The organism is Streptomyces sp. NPDC051041 (assembly GCF_044456065.1).
GTDB classification, from domain to species: domain Bacteria; phylum Actinomycetota; class Actinomycetes; order Streptomycetales; family Streptomycetaceae; genus Streptomyces; species Streptomyces glaucus.
Genome location: NZ_JBITFM010000003.1, coordinates 264,153 through 280,658 on the forward strand (window position 1 = coordinate 264,153; position 16,506 = coordinate 280,658).

Sequence of the window (16,506 nt, forward strand, 5' to 3'; positions counted from 1 at the left end):
GTCGAGCCGGCCGGGTCCGGCGCCGAGCGCGTCGATGCGGACGAGGGACGGGTCAGCGGTGCTCCTCGCCGGGCGGGGACCAGTCGACGGCGAAGGCACGCGCCGGGTTCTCGATGAGGACGCGCGCCACCACCTCCGTGCCGAGGGCCGCCTCCAGCCGCGGCCGCAGCCGGCGCAGCAGATACGGCATCCCCGGGCCGTCCCCGGTCGAGCGTGCCGCGGCGGTCGTGGTGTCGCCGCCGAGCAGCAGCCGGTCGGCGAAACCCGCCTCGGCGAGGGCCTGCACCGCCTCCGGCATCCGCTGGTCCGTGGCGTGATGGGCGCGGGAGGGGCCGTCGAACGCCAGGTAGCAGCCGGACTCGGCGACCCACCGGTGCACCACGGGGTCGGGGCAGCGGTTGAGGTGCCCGAGCACCACCCGGTGCGGCGGCACCCCCAGCCGCCCGCACAGCAGCTCCAGCACGTCCGGCGCGCCCGTGCCCAGCTCCAGGTGGACGGCGATGGGCGCCCCCGTCGCACGGTGGGCCTCGGCCGCCGCCGTCATGGTCCACCGGGCGTGCGCGTCGAGGCCGTGGAAGCCGCCCGCGACCTTGACGAACCCCGCGCGGACCCCCGACGTGCCGATGCCGGCGGTCAGTTCGGTGACGAAGACCTCCGCGAGCCGGCCGCGCAGGGCGCCGAGCGTCTCCTCGTCGTAGTGGACGGCCTGGTGCAGCCCGGTCGCGGCCACCACGTGCACGCCGGTCTCCCGGGACAGCGGCGGCAGATCGGCGGCCCGCCGCCCCAGCCCGTACGGCGTCCACTGCACCACCGTGCCGCCGCCCAGCTCGCGGAAGGCGGCCAGTTCGGCCCGCGCCGCCGGCACGCTCCGCAGCTCCTGCCCGGGCAGCCGCGGACTGCCGAGGAACAGGTGGTCGTGCGCGTCGCACACGCCCAGGTGCTCCGGCGGCACGTCGCCCAGCACCGTGCGGACCGCGCTCACCACTGACGTCCCCGGGGCAGCCGGTCCCGTTCCGGCGCCGACAGGTGCAGCACCCGGAACACCTCCCCCTCGACCCCGGGCGCGGCGTCCTCCCAGAGCGAGAAGTGGACCAGCTCCCAGCGGCTGGTGTCCACGGCCGCCGCCGCGAGCACCGCCCCCTCCCCGGCGGCCAGCCGGCCCGTCTCGCGCACCGCGTCCGCCATCACCCCGGACAGCGGCACCCCCTCGGGCACCCGCTGCCGCCGCCGCACCGCCACCCGCGCGGCGGCGGCGACGGCGGCGCCCTCCTCGTACGCCACCCCCGTCCACTGCCACACCGGCGGCCGGCCGAAGTCGTCGCAGATCCCCTGGAAACCGCCGCCCCAGAGGAAGGAGTTCCGGCCCGCCGCGGAGTTCCACAGGTAGAAGGGGGCGTACTGGTTGACCGGCGAGCCGGCCACGCCGCGTTCGCGTACCAGGTACGCCTTGACGCCGAGCCCGTCCCAGGCGTCGAGCAGGTGCCCCCGCGACGCGACCCGGCGGCGGATGACGTCCATGTCGTAGTCGGCGGGCAGGGTGAGTTCGTACTGCATGGCGTGCACGGGGATCCTCTACGCGGCGGGGGAGCGGGGCGGGGCGAGCAGGGAGAGCAGTCCGCGCACGCCCGTGTCGAAGGCGGCGGGCGAACCGGACGCGCGGGCGAGGACGTAGCCGCCCTGGACGGTGGCGAGGACGGCCGCCGCGATCCCCTCGCCGTCCAGCGAGGCCGCGAACTGGCCCCGTTCCTTGCCCTCCTCGACGATCCCGGCGATCCGCCGCCGGATCCAGTCCAGCGTCTCCTCGACCGGCGCGCGCAGCTCGGCGCTGGCCATCACGTCCGGGTCCATCGTCAGCCGGCCGATCGGGCAGCCCCGCAGCACCTCACGCTCCCGCCGCAGATACGCCTCGATGCGCTCGTACGGCGTCCCGCCGCCGCCGAGCACTCCCTCGGCGACGGCCCGCATCTCCTCGGCCGTCCGCCGGATCGCGGCCAGCGCCAGATCGGGCTTGCCCTTGAAGTGGTGGTACATGCTGCCCTGCCCGGCGCCCGCGCGCTCCAGGATCGCCTTGGGGCTGGTGCCCACGTAGCCGCGTTCCCACAGCAGCTCCCGGGTGGACTCGATCAGTCGCTCGGAGGTGTTCACACCCGTACTGTACATACTGGTAGTTACAGAAGTCGACCTCCGGTGGGAGCGGGGCCGGGGCATCCGCCCGCTCCCCGCGGGGCGCACACCGCCGCCGGCCGCGCCCCGGCCCGCGCCCCCTGTCGGAGCCGGTCCCGGAGCGTCACCGGTGCACCCGGCCCGGGCGGTCGGCGCCGGCGCGGCCCGCCCGCGGGACGTGCGCCGACCGGGCGACGGCCCGCGGGCGGCCGCAGCCGACGGGGCGGGAGAGGGTCACCGCCCGGTCAGCCGGCAACGACGGACCGGGCGGGAGCGTGGTGCGGGTTGTGCAGCTCGGCCGGCTCCCCGACCTCGGCGAACGGGTGCGCGGGCTTCTCCCCGGCCGCGCGTCGCGGCGGGCGCGCCGGGCCGGTCCGCGCGGCCGCGGGGGTCGGCAGGGTGAACCAGACGACCTTGCCCGAGTCGCCGTCCGGCAGCACACCCCAGCTCTCGCTCAGCGCGGCCACCATGGCGAGCCCGCGCCCGCGGGTCGCCAGCGGCGCGATGTCCCCGGCGTCCTCGGCCACCGGCAGCCGCGGGTCGTGGTCGCGTACCGAGACCTTGAGCCGGTCGAGCAGCAGCTCTATCTCCACGGTGCACGTCTTGTCGGGCCGGGCGTGCAGGTGGACGTTGGTCAACAGCTCCGTCACGCCGAGCGTCGCCCGGTCGATCAGGGAATCCAGATGCCAGTAGCGCAACTGCGCAGATACGATTCTGCGGACCTGGCCGATCCGCGACGGCAGGGCTTGGAGCTCCACCGTGCAGTGCCTGCTTGGGTGACTGATCACGGCTGCGACTCCCCGACGTGAGGTCCGGAAGAACACGGAGTACGGATCCAGCGGGGCGTCTGCGTCAAGCCTCCACCCGCTGTCGTGGCCGGCGGGCTGGTTCGCAGCGTTATCGCCGGTAGACCCAGAGTGACGTGAGACCAGCGTGACGCACGGGGTTCGGTACCGCAACTCACGGACATCTCAACCGCTGTGCCCGGCCGCCCTGCGCACGGCCTCGACGAACCGGCGTGCCGCGGGCGGGCCCGGCTCGCCCGGAGCGGGGTCGTGCTCGCCCAGGGTGAGCAGGTAGCGGTTGCCGTTGAGGTCCGCGAGGGCCCGGCCCTCGGGGGCGTACCAGGGCTGGGAGGCGCGAACCGCCTGCACCGGCGCGCTGTCGATCTCGCTGCCGTAGCTGGTGAGCAACTCCACCCGGCCCTTGTCGATCCGGACCTGCCCGGCCCGGGTGAGCGAGCGCAGCCGCTTGTCGATCCGTACCCCCGTGGCCGTGAACTCCGGCTCCGCCATACCGCCCTGCCCCCTTGTGCTCGTCGTGGGCCGGACCGCCCCGTCGTCCGGGGCCGGGGTCCGGCGCTTCGCGTCGCGCTCGTGGTCTCGTGATCCAGTGTGCGCCCCCGTCGGGGACCTTTCGTCCCGTCCGGATCGCAGTCTGCCCGCCCCCGGCGTGGAGCACCAGTCCGCACGACGCGCTCGCGACCGGCGCAACGGAGCACACGCGTGAACGCGCCCCCGGGGCCGTGCACCCCCCTTGCCCCCGGGTGCCTTCGGGGCGCTCGAAGGCATGTCCCGCAGGGTGCCTTTGAGGCGCTCAAAGAAGCGTTTATGCAGGTGAGAAGGGTGAGAGAGATGTCTATCATCGGTGTGCCGGCCGCGCGACGCGCCGTCGGAGCGCAGCGTGAGGAGCCCGCCGTGAGCACCGACCAGCCGACCCGCACCGGTGAGACCCTGGACGTCGACCGCACCGACCCCGCCTACCGGGCATGGCTGAAGGAGGCCGTCCGCAGGGTCCAGGCCGACGCCAACCGCTCGGCCGACACGCATCTGCTGCGCTTTCCGCTCCCGGAGCGGTGGGGCGTCGACCTCTACCTCAAGGACGAGTCGACCCACCCGACCGGCAGCCTCAAGCACCGGCTCGCCCGCTCGCTCTTCCTCTACGGGCTGTGCAACGGCTGGATCCGGCCGGACCGTCCGGTGATCGAGGCGTCCAGCGGCTCGACGGCCGTCTCCGAGGCGTACTTCGCGAAACTGATCGGTGTGCCCTTCGTCGCGGTGATGCCCCGCACGACCAGCGCCGAGAAGATCCGCCTGATCGAGTTCCATGGTGCGCGCTGTCACTTCGTGGACGATCCGCGCGGGGTGTACGAGGCCGCCGCCGCCCTCGCGGCCGAGACCGGCGGTCACTACATGGACCAGTTCACCTACGCCGAACGGGCCACGGACTGGCGCGGCAACAACAACATCGCCGAATCCATCTTCCGCCAGCTCAGGCTGGAGCGGTTCCCGGAGCCCGCCTGGATCGTCGCCACGGCCGGCACCGGCGGCACCTCCGCGACCCTCGCGCGCTACGTCCGCTACCAGCAGTACGACACCCGCGTCTGCGTCGCCGACCCGGAGAACTCCTGCTTCTTCGAGGGCTGGACCACCGGCGATCCGCACGTCACCTGCGACTGCGGCTCCCGCATCGAGGGCATCGGCCGGCCCCGCATGGAGCCGAGCTTCGTGCCCGGCGCCGTCGACCGGATGATGAAGGTGCCCGACGCGGCCGCCGTCGCCGCGGTGCGGGCCCTGGAGCGGGCCATCGGCCGCAAGGCGGGCGGCTCGACCGGCACCGGGCTGTGGAGCGCGCTGAAGATCGTCTCCGAGATGGTGGCCGAGGGGCGCACAGGGAGCGTGGTGACGCTGCTGTGCGACCCCGGTGACCGGTACCTCGACAAGTACTACTCGGACACGTGGCTGGCCGCGCAGGGCCTGGACATCGGGCCCTACGCGGCGACGATCGAGTCGCTGCTGCGGACGGGCGTCTGGCCCGGCCGGCCCACCGGCCGCCCAGGCGCCGGCCCAGGCGTGTGACGGCGTCCCGGAAGGCGCGCTCCGGCCCCGCCCGGGCCGGCACGTCGTCGGCGAGCGCGCGGAGGACCGCCCCGGGGACGGCGGGGACCGCGCGGGCGAAGACGAGCCGCACGGGAGCGGTCCGGACGAAGCAGGGCCCCACCGGGCGCAGACGGTGACTCATGGACGCACCCCCTCGCGGACCCACGATCCCGGGCCGTCCTGGATGACGGACCGTCAGCCGTCGGGCCGCGCGGCCGGCCCTTCCCGGCCCCGGCCGCCGGCGCCGCGGGGCCGGTCCCCCGGCCCCGGCCCCCGGGGTCAGTCCTGCCCGGCCTCCGGCTCGCCCGCCACGATCACCCGCAGATGCTCCGCGATCTCCTCGCGCGCCGCGGCCTCCAGACCGGCGTCGGTCACCAGCGTGTCGACCTGCTCCAGCTTCGCGAATGAGCTCAGCCCCACCACGCCCCACTTGGTGTGGTCGGCGACCACCACGACCCGCCGGGCCGACTGCACCAGGCGCCGGTTGGTCTCCGCCTCCGCGAGGTTCGGCGTCGACAGGCCCGCCTCGACCGATATCCCGTGCACCCCGAGGAACAGCAGGTCGAAGTGGAGCGCCGCGATCGCCTGGTCGGCCACCGGCCCCACCAGCGAGTCGGACGGGGTGCGCACCCCGCCGGTCAGCACCACCGTGGCCGCGCCCTGCCGGGGGCCCGAGCTGCGCTGCGCCGCGTGGAAGACGTCGGCGACCCGCACCGAGTTGGTCACGACCGTCAGGTCCGGCACGTCGAGCAGCCGGTGCGCCAGCGCGTACGTCGTCGTCCCGCCCGACAGCGCGATCGCCGCGCCCGGCGCGACCAGCCGGGCCGCGGCCCGCGCGATGTCCTCCTTGGCGGTCGGCTCCAGACCCGACTTGGCCTCGAAGCCCGGTTCGTGCGTGCTCGCCTCGACCACCGGCACCGCGCCGCCGTGCACCTTCTCCAGCACGCCCTGCCGGGCGAGGGCGTCGAGATCGCGGCGCACCGTCATGTCCGACACGCCGAGCTTGCGGGTCAGTTCGTTGACCCGGACACCGCCCCGGCGGCGGACCTCGTCGAGGATCAGGGCGCGCCGCTGCTCCGCGAGGAGGTTCTGATTCTCGCTCACGTACGCTCCGGTCCTTTCGCCTCACAGCCGTCCGACACGCCCGGCGCACCCCCACCGGGACCCGGCTCCGCCCGAGCGGGGGACCCCCGTCGGCGAGGGCGTTCTCTCCCGGCCCCGGTGCGCGGACGTCCCATCCTCGCACGCCCCGCCACGGGCCGCGCCACCGGCCGCCCGGCGCGCACATGACACCCGGGCAACATCCGTGTCTCACTTGTCACACGGATCGGGGAGATTCGGTGCCGACAGGTGTACGCGGCCGCCGGCGGCGGAGATCCTTGTGCGCGCACCACACAGCCGACGGGGCGTCACGGGGGACGAGGAAGCAGTGGAACGAACGCAGGAACGCGCCGGGGCGGGCGGTCCGCAGGAGCCCGCCCCGGCGCACCGGGAAGCCGGGACCGCGCTGGAACTCCTGGTCCACGGCGTGGGCGGGACGACCCCGCAGGAGATGCTGAACGACCCGCGCACCGTGCGGATCACCGGCGACGACACGGCGGCCGTCTTCCGGCGCGCCGAGGACGCCGACGCCGAGCAGCGGCCCGGCGACCACCGGGGCGAGCCGGTGCCCGAGGCCTACGTCTGGTGCAACCTCACCTCCGGCAACGGCTCGCGCGCCCTGTGGCTGCTGCTGCTGCCGTTCATGGTGGTCAACCTCGCCCACTGGATGCGGCCCGCCGCCCACGGCCGCCGGCGCGCGGTCCGCCTGTACGGGCTGCTGGTGCGGCTCGCCGGGCTGTCCCTGACGGTGCTGCTGGTCGCGGCCGCCTGCGAGGTCGCCCTCGACCTCACCGCCTGGCAGTGCGCGGGCACGCTCGCGTGCGCCGAGCGGCACTCCTGGCTCGGCTTCCTGTCGCCCCAGGTCTCCGGCGGCGGCTGGTGGAGCCCGCCCGGCCGCAGGCTCGCCCTCGCCGCCCTGGTGCCGACGGCGCTCACCGGCCTGCTGTGGTACCTCTCCCTGCGCACCTGGAACGCGTACGAGTCCCAGCAGCCGATGGACCGCGGCGACGAGCCCGACGACGACACCGGCCGCACCGCACTGGGCCGCCCCGGCTTCTGGTACGGCCGCCGCCTGGTGGCCCGGCTGCGCGCCGCGCACACCGCCGCCGGGCTGCTGACGGTGGCCGCCGCGGTCGGTCCGGCGGCGGCCCGCTTCGACCGCCGGCCCGGCGGCCCGGCCGTCCTCGACACGCTGGGGTGGCTGCTGACGGCGGCGCTCGCGGCGGGCGCGGTCGCCGTGGTCGCGGTGGTCTCCCGCCGGGGCCGCAGCGAGCGGCGCCTGGACCGGAAACTCGACGAGCGGCTCGTGCGCCGGCTGCCGCTCGCCGCGCTCGGCCTGCTCCTGCTCACGCTGGTGTACGCCGGATGGGCGCGCCCCGGCTGGGAGTCGGCCGGCCGGCTGCCCGGGGACGCCGCCTTCGGCGCGCTCACCCTGGCGCAGGGGCTGCTCGTGGTCGCCCTCGGCGTGGTCGCCCACGCGCTGCACCGCACCCGTCCCGATCCGCGCGCCGCGATGCGGGGCCTCGGCGGACCCGCGGTCGCCCTGCTGGCCTGCGCCCTGGGCGGCGTGATGTCCGGCGGTGTCGCCCAGCGGGTGTCCGACTGGCTGGACGGCACCGGCGCGTCCCTGGACGGACCACCGGTCCTGCTGACCTGGCAGGCGTCCGTGATCCCGCTGCTGCTGGCGGTGCTGCTGGTGCTGTGCGGCGCCCTGGCCCGGCGCACCGTGCGGCTGGCCCGCGCCGAACGCGCCGCCGTGGAGGCCGGTCTCGAGGGGGAGCCCGGCGACCCGGGACGCACCCGCAGGATCGCCCGCGCCCGCGCGATGGCCGCGCTCACCGACCGGGGCCCCCTCCTCGTCGCCGTCACCTCCGCCACGACCCTGCTGCTGGGCACCGCGGCACTGGTGGGCGCCCTGACGACCGGCGAGGTGCCGGCCGAGGCCGCCGAGGGGACGTACGCCTTCGCGCACGGCGCCGCCGAGACCGCGCAGGCACTGGGCTCCTGGCTGGTCGGCCTCGGCTTCCTGCTGTTCGTCACCTGGGGCAGGCGCGCCTACAAGGACGCCTCCGCCCGCCGCACCATCGGCATCCTGTGGGACGTCGGCACCTTCTGGCCGCGCGCCGCCCACCCCTTCGCACCGCCCTGCTACGCCGAGCGCGCGGTCCCCGACCTGACCTGGCGGATCGCGACCTGGACCCGTGCCACCGGCGGCCGGCTGGTGATCTCCGGGCACTCCCAGGGCAGTGTGCTCGCCGCCGCGGCGGCCTGGCAGCTGGCGGCCCCCGACCGCAAACGCGTCGCCCTGCTGACCTACGGCTCCCCGCTGGAGCGCCTGTACGGCCGCTGGTTCCCGGCCCACTTCGGGCCGGCCGCGCTGACCTCCCTGCACCACGACGTCGACTGCTGGCGCAACCTGTACCGGCTCACCGACCCCATCGGCGGCCCGGTGCGCCTGCCCGGCGACCGCGGCCCCGAGGTGGACCGGGCACCGCTGAAGGACCCGCTGGCGTACGGCCGTACCGAGCGCCTTCCGCTGCCCGCGCCGATCCTGGGCCACTCCGACTACCAGGCGGACCCGGCGTTCGCCGAGGAGCGGCAGCGGCTGCTGGCCCGGCTGCGCCCCGGCGTACCCGCCCCGCGCCGCACCGGGCAGCCGTCCGAGGCGGACGCCGACGGCGCTCAGGGCAGTTCGGGCAGGTCCTCGGCGTAGAGCAGGGTCAGGTCGTCCGTGCTGGGGTCGTCCACCTGGGCGACCCGGCTCGCGTGCCGCTCCACCATCGCCTCGAAGGTCTGCCGCGCGGTGCGGCCGTTGCCGAACGCGGGGCCCTTGGGGATCGCCGCGAAGTACTCCAGCAGCGCCCGGTCCGCGCCCGGCGCGAGCCGGTACTCGTGCTCCTCCGCCTGCTGCTGCACGATCCGCAGCAGCTCCTCGGGACCGTAGTCGCCGAAGGTGATGGTCCGTGAGAAGCGGGAGGCGACACCCGGGTTGACCGAAAGGAACCGTTCCATCTCCGCCGTGTAGCCCGCGACGATCACCACGACCGCGTCCCGGTGATCCTCCATCAGCTTCACCAGCGTGTCGATGGCCTCCTTGCCGAAGTCGCGGCCCGCGTCCTCGGGCGACAGCGCGTACGCCTCGTCGATGAACAGCACCCCGCCGCGCGCCCTCTCGAACGCCTCCTGGGTGCGGATCGCGGTGGAGCCGATGTGCTCGCCGACCAGGTCGACGCGGGACACCTCCACCAGGTGGCCCTTCTCCAGCACGCCGAGGGAGGCGAGGATCTCGCCGTAGAGGCGGGCGACCGTGGTCTTGCCGGTGCCGGGGGAGCCCGTGAAGACCAGGTGGCGCTTGACGGAGGCCGCCTTCAGACCCGCCCGCTGCCGGCGCCGGCCCACCTCGATCATGTCGGTCAGGGCGCGCACCTCGCGCTTGACGCTCTCCAGGCCCACCAGCGCGTCGAGTTCGCTCAGCACGTCCTGCGACGTCCGCACCGGCTTCTCCGGCTCCTCGGGCGTGAGCAGCGGCTCCTGCTCGGTGCTGCGCTGCCCGGGGATCGCCCCCAGCAGTCCCGGCGACCGGTTCACCGTCTGCACGGCCGTCTCGCGCGCCGCGGGCGGCCTGAGGCCGCCGCTCTCGTCGCTGGTGCAGTCCTCCACCAGCGGTCCCGCGTCCGGGCTCGCGTCCGGCCCGCCGTCCGCGAACTCGTACCCGCCGCGCGCGCACCGCTCGGTCCGGCACTTGCGCAGCGTGGTGCGGCAGCCGTCGATCACGTGGAAGCCGTAGCCGCCGCTGCCGGTCACCCGGCAGTGCAGGAAGCTGCCGCGGCCGCCCGCCGAGACGTAGAAGCCGGCTTCCGCGGGGGAGTCGACCGTGCAGCGCTCGACGGTGGGGTCGGCGCCCTTGGTGACGATCACGCCGGTCTGCGTGCCGTCCAGGGTGCAGTTGTTCAGGGTGCCGCCGCTGCCGTGGTCGCGGAACCAGGCACCGGTCGCCGCGTCCCGGATGCGGCAGTCGTCGAGCTGCGCGGTGGCGCCGTCGCTCACCGACACGGCCGTGTTGCGCACCTGCGACAGATCGCTGTCGACGACGTCCGCGCGGGAACCGCGGTCGAGGACGAACAGGGCGTCCGGCACGTCGTGCACCCGGCAGGAGTCGAGGACCGCGGTCGCGCCGTCGCTGACCCACACGGCGGGGTAGTCGCCGGTGCTGTCGAAGATCTCGCACTGGTTGGCGTCCACCCGCGTGCCCGGGTCCCACACCGACAGGCCGTTGCGGCCGAACTGCCGCACGCTGGTGCGGGTCAGCGTCAGCACCGAACGGGAGCGCAGGTCGACCGCGTTCTCCGGGATGTCGTGGATACGGCAGTCGGCGAGGGTGAGCACGGCGTCCGTGTCGAGCGTGACGCCGTCGGCGGTGGTGCGGTGCACGTCGCAGTCGGTGAGGTGCGCGGTGGCCCGGCCGGTGACCTGGACGCCGCTGCCCCGCACCTCGTACACCTCGCACCCCACGGCCTCCAGCGCGGAGTTCTCGCCCGTCGCCGTCAGGCCCGAGCCCGAGGCGTGGTGCACGCGGCAGCGCTCCAGCCGGGGGTGGGCGCCGCCGCGCACCGCGACGCCCGCCTGGCCGGCGGCGACGACCTCGCAGTCCTCGAACACCCCGCCTCCGCCGTCCAGGACGGCGATGCCGATGCCGCCCGGGTTGTCGACGGTGCAGCGCCGCACGGTCGGCCGGGCGCTGCCGCGTACCTCGATCCCGGTGGCGGAGCGCGTCACGACGCGGACGTCCGTCAGCTCCGGCGTCCCCTCCTCGACGAGCACGGCCGGCGCTGCGGCGTCCTGGCCCTCCACGTGCAGGTCGTGGACCACCGCCGAGGCGCGCACCGTCAGCGGCACCCCGTCCACGGGCGCGATGCGCACCGAACCGGAGGAGCCCTCGGGGCCGCGCAGGGTCACCGCCCGCTGGACGACCAGGTTCTCCCGGTAGGTGCCGGGGGCGATGGTGAGCACGTCACCGTCGGCCGCGGCCTCCAGAGCGGCGGCGAGCGATGCGTACTCACCCGTGCGGCGCCGCCACCGCGACGTGCCGGTGTGCGTCACCTGGACCGTGCCCTGTGCCATGGCGTTGCTGTGCCCCCACCTCGTCGTACTGCGCGGGTTGTCGCCGATCGGTTCGGCCGGTCCACCGTAGCGTGCGCGCGGGCGGCGGGTTGACCGGAGGCGGCAGGTCGCCGGCTGCCGGTGCCCGTCCCGCCCCGGTCCGGTCCCGCTCGGTCCCGCGCCCGGTACCAACGGGCGTACCCGCGGCGGACCGTGCGCCGGACGAGCAGCCGCCGGACGGCCTCGACGCAGCCGGCGGCGGGGCCCGGCGCCGGCTGCGTCGGGGACGGCGCGCCTCGCCGCCTCGCCGAGCGGCTACGGGAGGACCGTGACCGGGTCGCCGACCCGGACCGTGCCGCGGGAGCAGGGCACCAGGTTCTGCCCGAAGACCAGCTTGCCGTCCAGGCGGCGGTGCAGCCCGAGGGTGTGCAGGGGCTCCCGGCCGCGCTCGGCGGTGCCCTGGTCGGTCGTGGTCACCACGCACCGCCCGCACGTCTTGGCGACGCGGAAGGCGACCTCGCCGATGGTGACGCGGGACCAGCCGTCCTCGGCCCAGGCCGCGGTGCCCGCCACGACGACGCCGGGCCGGAAGCGGTTCATGGGCACCGGGCCCTCGTCCGCGTGCTTCCCCTGCGCGATCAGGGAGTTGAGGGCGTCGAGGGAGGCGGTCGCGGTGAGCAGCAGCGGGTAGCCGTCGGCGAAGGAGACGGTCTCGCCCGGCAGTGCGTACTCCGGGTCGACGGGCCGCCGCACGGCCGGGTCGTCCAGGTGCACGAGCCGCACGCCTGTCCCGAGATAGGCGCTGCACCAGGCGTGCGCGGCGGCGTCCTCGGCGGGCACCGCCTCGATCCTGTCGCGGAAGATCTCCACCGGCACCGTGCCCGCCGGCCGGGGAACCGGCACCGTCAGCGGCCGCATGCCGGGAGCGGACAGCCGCACGCCGCCGCCGGGCAGGAGCTCGGCGGCGGCCAGGGCGAGGCGCGGCTGCCGGCGTTGTGTGACGACCCTTCCCCCGTCGTCGATCAGCGCCCAGCGCCGGTCTCCGGCCAGCCCCCAGGGCTCCACGGCGCACTCCCGGAGCGCCAGGCCCCGCAGCGCCTTGACCGGATGGATGTGGATCGACTGCAGTCGCGCGTTCCCCATGGGGTCATCGTGCCAGGCGGCACGACGACCCGGGGCGGCTCAGTAGCCGCGGTACTGCTGCTGGTTGCCGTACGGATCCTGGTACGGCGCCGGAGCCGGCCGGGGAGCCGCGGGGCGCATCGCCTCGTACCCCGCGGGCGCCGGCGGACGCGGCTGCTGCTGCGGCTGCTGCGGGCCGGGGTAGCCGCGCGGAGCCGTCGCCTGCTGCGGGATGTAGGCGGCGGGCGCCTGCTGCAGCGGCGCGGACTGCGGAGCCTGCTGCGGATAGCCGTAGGAGGGCTGGGCCGGGGCCGCCGGGAGGGCGGGCAGTGCCGACGGGAGCGCGGGCAGCTGGCTGCTCGGCGTGTCGTACGGCGCGGGGACCCGGATCGGGGCGATCTGCGGGGTGCCCCGCTCGGCCACGAGCGAGTCGTAGATCGGGGTGTCCGGGAAGGAGGCGGAGTAGTAGCCGCCGCCATAGGTGGAGCGGGGGGAGGTCATGGCACATAAGTTAAGCCCACGATGTGCTGGTTGGGGAGACCGATAAGAGGGTTGTTTTCCGTGTCCGGGATGACGTGGAACCCCCAATGTGAGCGAATTCGGCGAAAAGGGACGACGCGCAGATCAGCCGTCGTGTAAAGGCCGAGTTCCGGACGGGTTACCGGCGGTCGGCCGGGAGTGTTCCGGCGCGTTCGCGCGTTCCCCGGGGGGAGTCCGCCGCCGCGGGCACCAGGTTGTCCGCGGGTACATGCCGGGCGACTGGACCGCCGGGCTGCCGGACGGCCTGGCGCGGTGACACGTGATGGGAGCGGTCATGTCGATGCCGAAGGGATCGAACACTCCGGTGCCGGCCACGGCACTGCGGGTGGAACTGGGCTGGCGGGCCGGTCCGGGGGTGCCCGACGCGGACGCCTCCGCCCTGCTGCTGACGGGCGGAAGGGTCCGCTCCGACGAGGACCTCGTCTTCTACAACCAGCCGGCGCACCCCTCCGGCGCGGTCCGGCACGAGGGCAAGCGCACGGCGGACGGCCGGGTGGCCGACAGCCTCCTCGTGGACCTCGCCCGCGTGGAACCGGAGGTCGAGACCGTGATCCTCGCCGCCTCCGCGGACGGCGGGACGTTCGGGCAGGTCCCGGAGCTGTACATCGAGGTCCGGGACGCGGCCCGGGGCACGGTGGCGGCCCGCTTCGACAGCCCGGGCGCGACCGTGGAGACCGCCTTCGTACTGGGCGAGTTCTACCGCCGGCAGGGCTCCTGGAAGTTCCGCGCCGTCGGCCAGGGCTACGACAGCGGCCTGGAGGGCCTGGCCACGGACTACGGCATCACGGTGGACGAACCCCGGCACGCCGCCCCGGCCGCGGCGCCGTCCGCGCCCGCGGCGGCCCCGCCCCCGCAGGCCACGCCGCCGGCACCTCCGGCGACGCCGCCGGCCGCGCCGGCCCCGGAACCGGTCCGTCTCACCAAGGTGACGCTCACCAAGGCGGCCCCGTCGGTCTCGCTGACCAAGCAGGGCGGCACCGCGGGCGCCCTGCGGGTGAACCTCGACTGGCAGGCGCGCAGGCAGTCCCCGGGCTGGGCCGGCAAGCTGGGCCGCTCGATCGCGCCGCACAGCGACCTCGATCTCGACCTGTGCGCCCTGTACGAACTGACGGACGGCAGCAAGGGGGTCGTCCAGGCCCTCGGCAACGCCTTCGGGGCGCTGCACCACCCCCCGTACATCCACCTGGACGGCGACGACCGCACCGGTGCCGTGGCGACCGGTGAGAACCTCACCGTCAACCTGGACCACCGGCAGGTGTTCCGGCGCGTCCTCGTCTTCGTCACCCTCTACGAGGGCGCCCGCTCCTTCGCCGGCCTGCACGCCACGGTCACCCTCCGGCCGCAGTACGGCGCCCCGATCGAGTTCTCGCTCGACGAGTGCACCGTCCCCTCGACGGTGTGCGCCCTCGCGCTGATCACCAACACCGGCACCGACCTGGTGGTCCGGCGCGAGGCCCGCTACCTGGTGCCCGAGCGCGGCGTCAGCCCGCAGCGGACCGTCGACCGCGCCTACGGCTGGGGCATGAACTGGACCCCCGGCCGCAAGTGACCCCCGCCGGGGCGGACGGTCAGCTCTCGTCGGGCACGGCGCCCGGACGCGCGTAGGTGCGGCCCTTCCAGGCCGCACCCCGCCCCCGGTGGTGCCGCACGGCGGAGTCGACCGTCATGAGGAGGTACAGCAGCGCCGTGAACGGCAGCAGGGGGGCGAGCCACGGCGGCTGCCGGTAGTGGCGCAGCATCGGCAGGTACGTCCCCGCCATCACCAGCCACGCCAGGCCGCCCACGGCCGCGGCCGCCGCGCCGCCCGTGACGACGCCCGCGCACACCGCCAGCGGCGGCACCAGGTACACCAGCGCGAGCCCCGCGACCGTCCCGGCCAGCACCACGGGGCTGTGCCGCAGCTGCGCGTACGCGCTGCGGGAGACCATCCGCCACAGGTCGCGCAGCCGGGGACAGGGCCGCACGCTGTCCACCCGGTCCGCCAGCCCCAGCCAGATACGGCCGCCGCCGTCCTTGACGGCGCGGGCGAGCGCCACGTCGTCGATGACGGCGCCCCGGACGGCGTCCGGGATCCGCGCCCGCTCGGCGGTCTCCGCCCGCAGCAGCACGCAGCCGCCCGCGGCGGCCGCCGTCCGCGCCGTCTCCCTGGCGATCAGGCGGAACGGGTACAGCTGCGCGAAGAAGTAGACGAAGGCCGGCACGAGGAGCCGCTCCCACCCGCTCCGCGTCCGCAGCCGGGCCATCTGCGAGACGAGGTCGAAACCCCCGGTGCGGGCCGCGGCCACCAGCTGCCGCAGGCTGTCCGGGGCGTGGGCGATGTCGGCGTCCGTCAGCAGCAGGTACTCGGGGGACCGCGCGCGGGCCAGGGCGATGCCGCGGCGCACGGCCCAGAGCTTGCCGGTCCAGCCCGCCGGCGGCTCGCCGGGCGAGTCCACGGTGAGGGGCAGCCCGCCGTGGCGCCGCGCCAGCTCGCGCGCCAGCCGTCCGGTCCCGTCCGAGCTGCCGTCGTCGATCAGGAAGACCTCCGCCCGCCCCGGGTAGTCCTGCGCGAGCAGCGTCGGCAGGGTCCCGGGCAGGACGGCCGCCTCGTCACGGGCCGGGACCACGACGCACACCGGCGGCCAGCCGCCGGGTTCCCGCCGCGGCGGCAGCCCGACGTCCGTGCGCCAGAACATGCCCCGGCACAGCAGCAGCCACAGCCAGGCGGCGAGTGATACGGCGGCGGTCCACACAACGGCGCTCACGTGCGCAGTCTGCCCCACGGGAGCGGCCCGAGAAGCCCCATCGTCTATCGTGGCCGGGTGAAGATCGCGCTCATGGACTCCGGAATCGGTCTGCTGGCGGCCACGGCCGCGGTACGGCGTCTCCGCCCCGACGCCGATCTCGTCCTCTCCCTCGACCCCGACGGCATGCCCTGGGGGCCGAGGACCCCCGAGGACCTCACCGAGCGCGCCCTGGCCGTCGCCGAGGCGGCCGCGGCGCACCGGCCCGACGCCCTGATCGTCGGCTGCAACACCGCGACCGTGCACGCCCTGGCCGCGCTGCGGGACCGCCTGGAACCCGGCCTGCCGGTCGTCGGCACGGTCCCGGCCATCAAGCCCGCCGCGGCCGGCGGCGGCCCCGTCGCGATCTGGGCCACCCCCGCCACCACCGGAAGCCCGTACCAGCGCGACCTGATCCGCGACTTCGCCGCCGGCGTGACCGTCACCGAGGTGCCCTGCTGGGGGCTGGCCGAGGCCGTGGAGCACGCGGACGAGGCGGCCGTCGACGAGGCCGTCGCCGCGGCCGCCGCCCTGACCCCCGACGACGTCACGACCGTCGTCCTCGGCTGCACCCACTACGAGCTGGTCGCCGAACGCATCCGGGCCGCCGTCCAGCGCCCCGGCCGCCCGCCCCTGGTGCTGCACGGCTCCGCGGGCGCGGTCGCCGCCCAGGCGCTGCGCCGCATCGGCGCGCAGCCCGCCCCCGACGCCGGCGCCGCGGGCACGCTCACGGTGCTGCTGAGCGGCCGGGAGGGCGCGCTGCCCACGGCCGCCCTGGCCTACGCGGAGGGCCGGCTCCTGGGGGAGACCGCCGCGACCCGGTGAGCGGCGGACCGCCC

At 75.5% G+C, this 16,506-nt stretch carries 14 protein-coding genes; 4 read left to right on the forward strand and 10 right to left on the reverse strand.

The window, feature by feature from the left end; genetic code table 11:
• Positions 1–52 precede the first annotated feature (52 nt).
• The 5 genes from ACIBAI_RS07385 to ACIBAI_RS07405 form a co-directional block, all read right to left on the reverse strand.
• Entirely contained in the window at positions 53–982 is a 930-nt protein-coding gene (locus ACIBAI_RS07385) for a phosphotriesterase (RefSeq protein WP_399031789.1), read from the reverse strand.
• Positions 979–1,563 carry a DUF4865 family protein gene (locus ACIBAI_RS07390; protein ID WP_399031791.1) on the reverse strand — a complete coding sequence of 195 codons (585 nt, stop codon included), beginning with the start codon at positions 1,561–1,563 and terminating at the stop codon, positions 979–981. The genes ACIBAI_RS07385 and ACIBAI_RS07390 overlap by 4 nt, the downstream gene beginning before the upstream one ends.
• A gap of 9 nt (positions 1,564–1,572) precedes the next feature.
• Positions 1,573–2,160, reverse strand: coding sequence for a TetR/AcrR family transcriptional regulator (locus ACIBAI_RS07395; protein WP_399031793.1), 588 nt, complete (start codon positions 2,158–2,160; stop codon positions 1,573–1,575).
• A gap of 248 nt (positions 2,161–2,408) precedes the next feature.
• Positions 2,409–2,951 carry an ATP-binding protein gene (locus ACIBAI_RS07400; protein ID WP_399031795.1) on the reverse strand — a complete coding sequence of 181 codons (543 nt, stop codon included), beginning with the start codon at positions 2,949–2,951 and terminating at the stop codon, positions 2,409–2,411.
• Between the two features lie 183 nt (positions 2,952–3,134).
• Positions 3,135–3,458, reverse strand: a complete 324-nt coding sequence (locus ACIBAI_RS07405; protein WP_344601294.1) for a hypothetical protein — start codon at positions 3,456–3,458, stop codon at positions 3,135–3,137.
• A 402-nt stretch (positions 3,459–3,860) separates the two neighbouring features.
• Here ACIBAI_RS07405 and ACIBAI_RS07410 point away from each other — a divergent pair, with 402 nt between their 5' ends.
• A complete protein-coding gene (locus tag ACIBAI_RS07410) occupies positions 3,861–5,021 on the forward strand; it encodes a PLP-dependent cysteine synthase family protein (RefSeq protein WP_399031797.1) in 1,161 nt (386 codons plus the stop codon).
• 300 nt (positions 5,022–5,321) lie between these two features.
• Here ACIBAI_RS07410 and ACIBAI_RS07415 read toward each other — a convergent pair whose 3' ends face one another.
• Positions 5,322–6,146 carry a DeoR/GlpR family DNA-binding transcription regulator gene (locus ACIBAI_RS07415; protein WP_344601291.1) on the reverse strand — a complete coding sequence of 275 codons (825 nt, stop codon included), beginning with the start codon at positions 6,144–6,146 and terminating at the stop codon, positions 5,322–5,324.
• A 325-nt stretch (positions 6,147–6,471) separates the two neighbouring features.
• On the opposite strand from ACIBAI_RS07415, the gene ACIBAI_RS07420 reads away from it, so the two are divergent.
• Positions 6,472–8,856: a hypothetical protein gene (locus tag ACIBAI_RS07420; protein WP_399031799.1), complete on the forward strand. Its 2,385-nt coding sequence runs from the start codon at positions 6,472–6,474 to the stop codon at positions 8,854–8,856.
• Here the strand turns inward: ACIBAI_RS07420 and ACIBAI_RS07425 are convergent.
• The 3 genes from ACIBAI_RS07425 to ACIBAI_RS07435 form a co-directional block, all read right to left on the reverse strand.
• Positions 8,826–11,264 (reverse strand): right-handed parallel beta-helix repeat-containing protein, encoded by a 2,439-nt coding sequence (locus tag ACIBAI_RS07425; protein ID WP_399031800.1) that lies wholly within the window; start codon positions 11,262–11,264, stop codon positions 8,826–8,828. The two genes, ACIBAI_RS07420 and ACIBAI_RS07425, sit on opposite strands and share 31 nt — an antisense overlap.
• A 294-nt stretch (positions 11,265–11,558) precedes the next feature.
• Complete coding sequence (locus ACIBAI_RS07430) at positions 11,559–12,386, reverse strand: MOSC domain-containing protein (protein ID WP_399031801.1); 828 nt, start codon at positions 12,384–12,386, stop codon at positions 11,559–11,561.
• A gap of 39 nt (positions 12,387–12,425) precedes the next feature.
• Positions 12,426–12,866, reverse strand: coding sequence for a DUF6643 family protein (locus ACIBAI_RS07435; protein WP_399031803.1), 441 nt, complete (start codon positions 12,864–12,866; stop codon positions 12,426–12,428).
• Positions 12,867–13,185: 319 nt separating this feature from the next.
• On the opposite strand from ACIBAI_RS07435, the gene ACIBAI_RS07440 reads away from it, so the two are divergent.
• Positions 13,186–14,454, forward strand: a complete 1,269-nt coding sequence (locus tag ACIBAI_RS07440) for a TerD family protein (RefSeq protein WP_399032207.1) — start codon at positions 13,186–13,188, stop codon at positions 14,452–14,454.
• Positions 14,455–14,473: 19 nt separating this feature from the next.
• On the opposite strand, the gene ACIBAI_RS07445 is transcribed toward ACIBAI_RS07440, so the two are convergent.
• A complete protein-coding gene (locus ACIBAI_RS07445; RefSeq protein ID WP_399031805.1) occupies positions 14,474–15,667 on the reverse strand; it encodes a glycosyltransferase in 1,194 nt (397 codons plus the stop codon).
• A 39-nt stretch (positions 15,668–15,706) separates the two neighbouring features.
• Between ACIBAI_RS07445 and ACIBAI_RS07450 the strand changes: the two genes are divergently transcribed.
• Positions 15,707–16,492: a glutamate racemase gene (locus tag ACIBAI_RS07450; protein ID WP_399031807.1), complete on the forward strand. Its 786-nt coding sequence runs from the start codon at positions 15,707–15,709 to the stop codon at positions 16,490–16,492.
• Positions 16,493–16,506: the final 14 nt, after the last annotated feature.

What these genes read in the sequence shown, in the direction of transcription:
- ACIBAI_RS07395 (WP_399031793.1), bottom strand. Translation starts at nt 2,160, where the DNA reads ATGTACAGTACGGGTGTGAACACCTCCGAGCGACTGATCGAGTCCACC.
- ACIBAI_RS07405 (WP_344601294.1), bottom strand. Translation starts at nt 3,458, where the DNA reads ATGGCGGAGCCGGAGTTCACGGCCACGGGGGTACGGATCGACAAGCGG.
- ACIBAI_RS07425 (WP_399031800.1), bottom strand. Translation starts at nt 11,264, where the DNA reads ATGGCACAGGGCACGGTCCAGGTGACGCACACCGGCACGTCGCGGTGG.
- ACIBAI_RS07430 (WP_399031801.1), bottom strand. Translation starts at nt 12,386, where the DNA reads ATGGGGAACGCGCGACTGCAGTCGATCCACATCCATCCGGTCAAGGCG.
- ACIBAI_RS07435 (WP_399031803.1), bottom strand. Translation starts at nt 12,866, where the DNA reads ATGACCTCCCCCCGCTCCACCTATGGCGGCGGCTACTACTCCGCCTCC.
- ACIBAI_RS07440 (WP_399032207.1), top strand. Translation starts at nt 13,186, where the DNA reads ATGCCGAAGGGATCGAACACTCCGGTGCCGGCCACGGCACTGCGGGTG.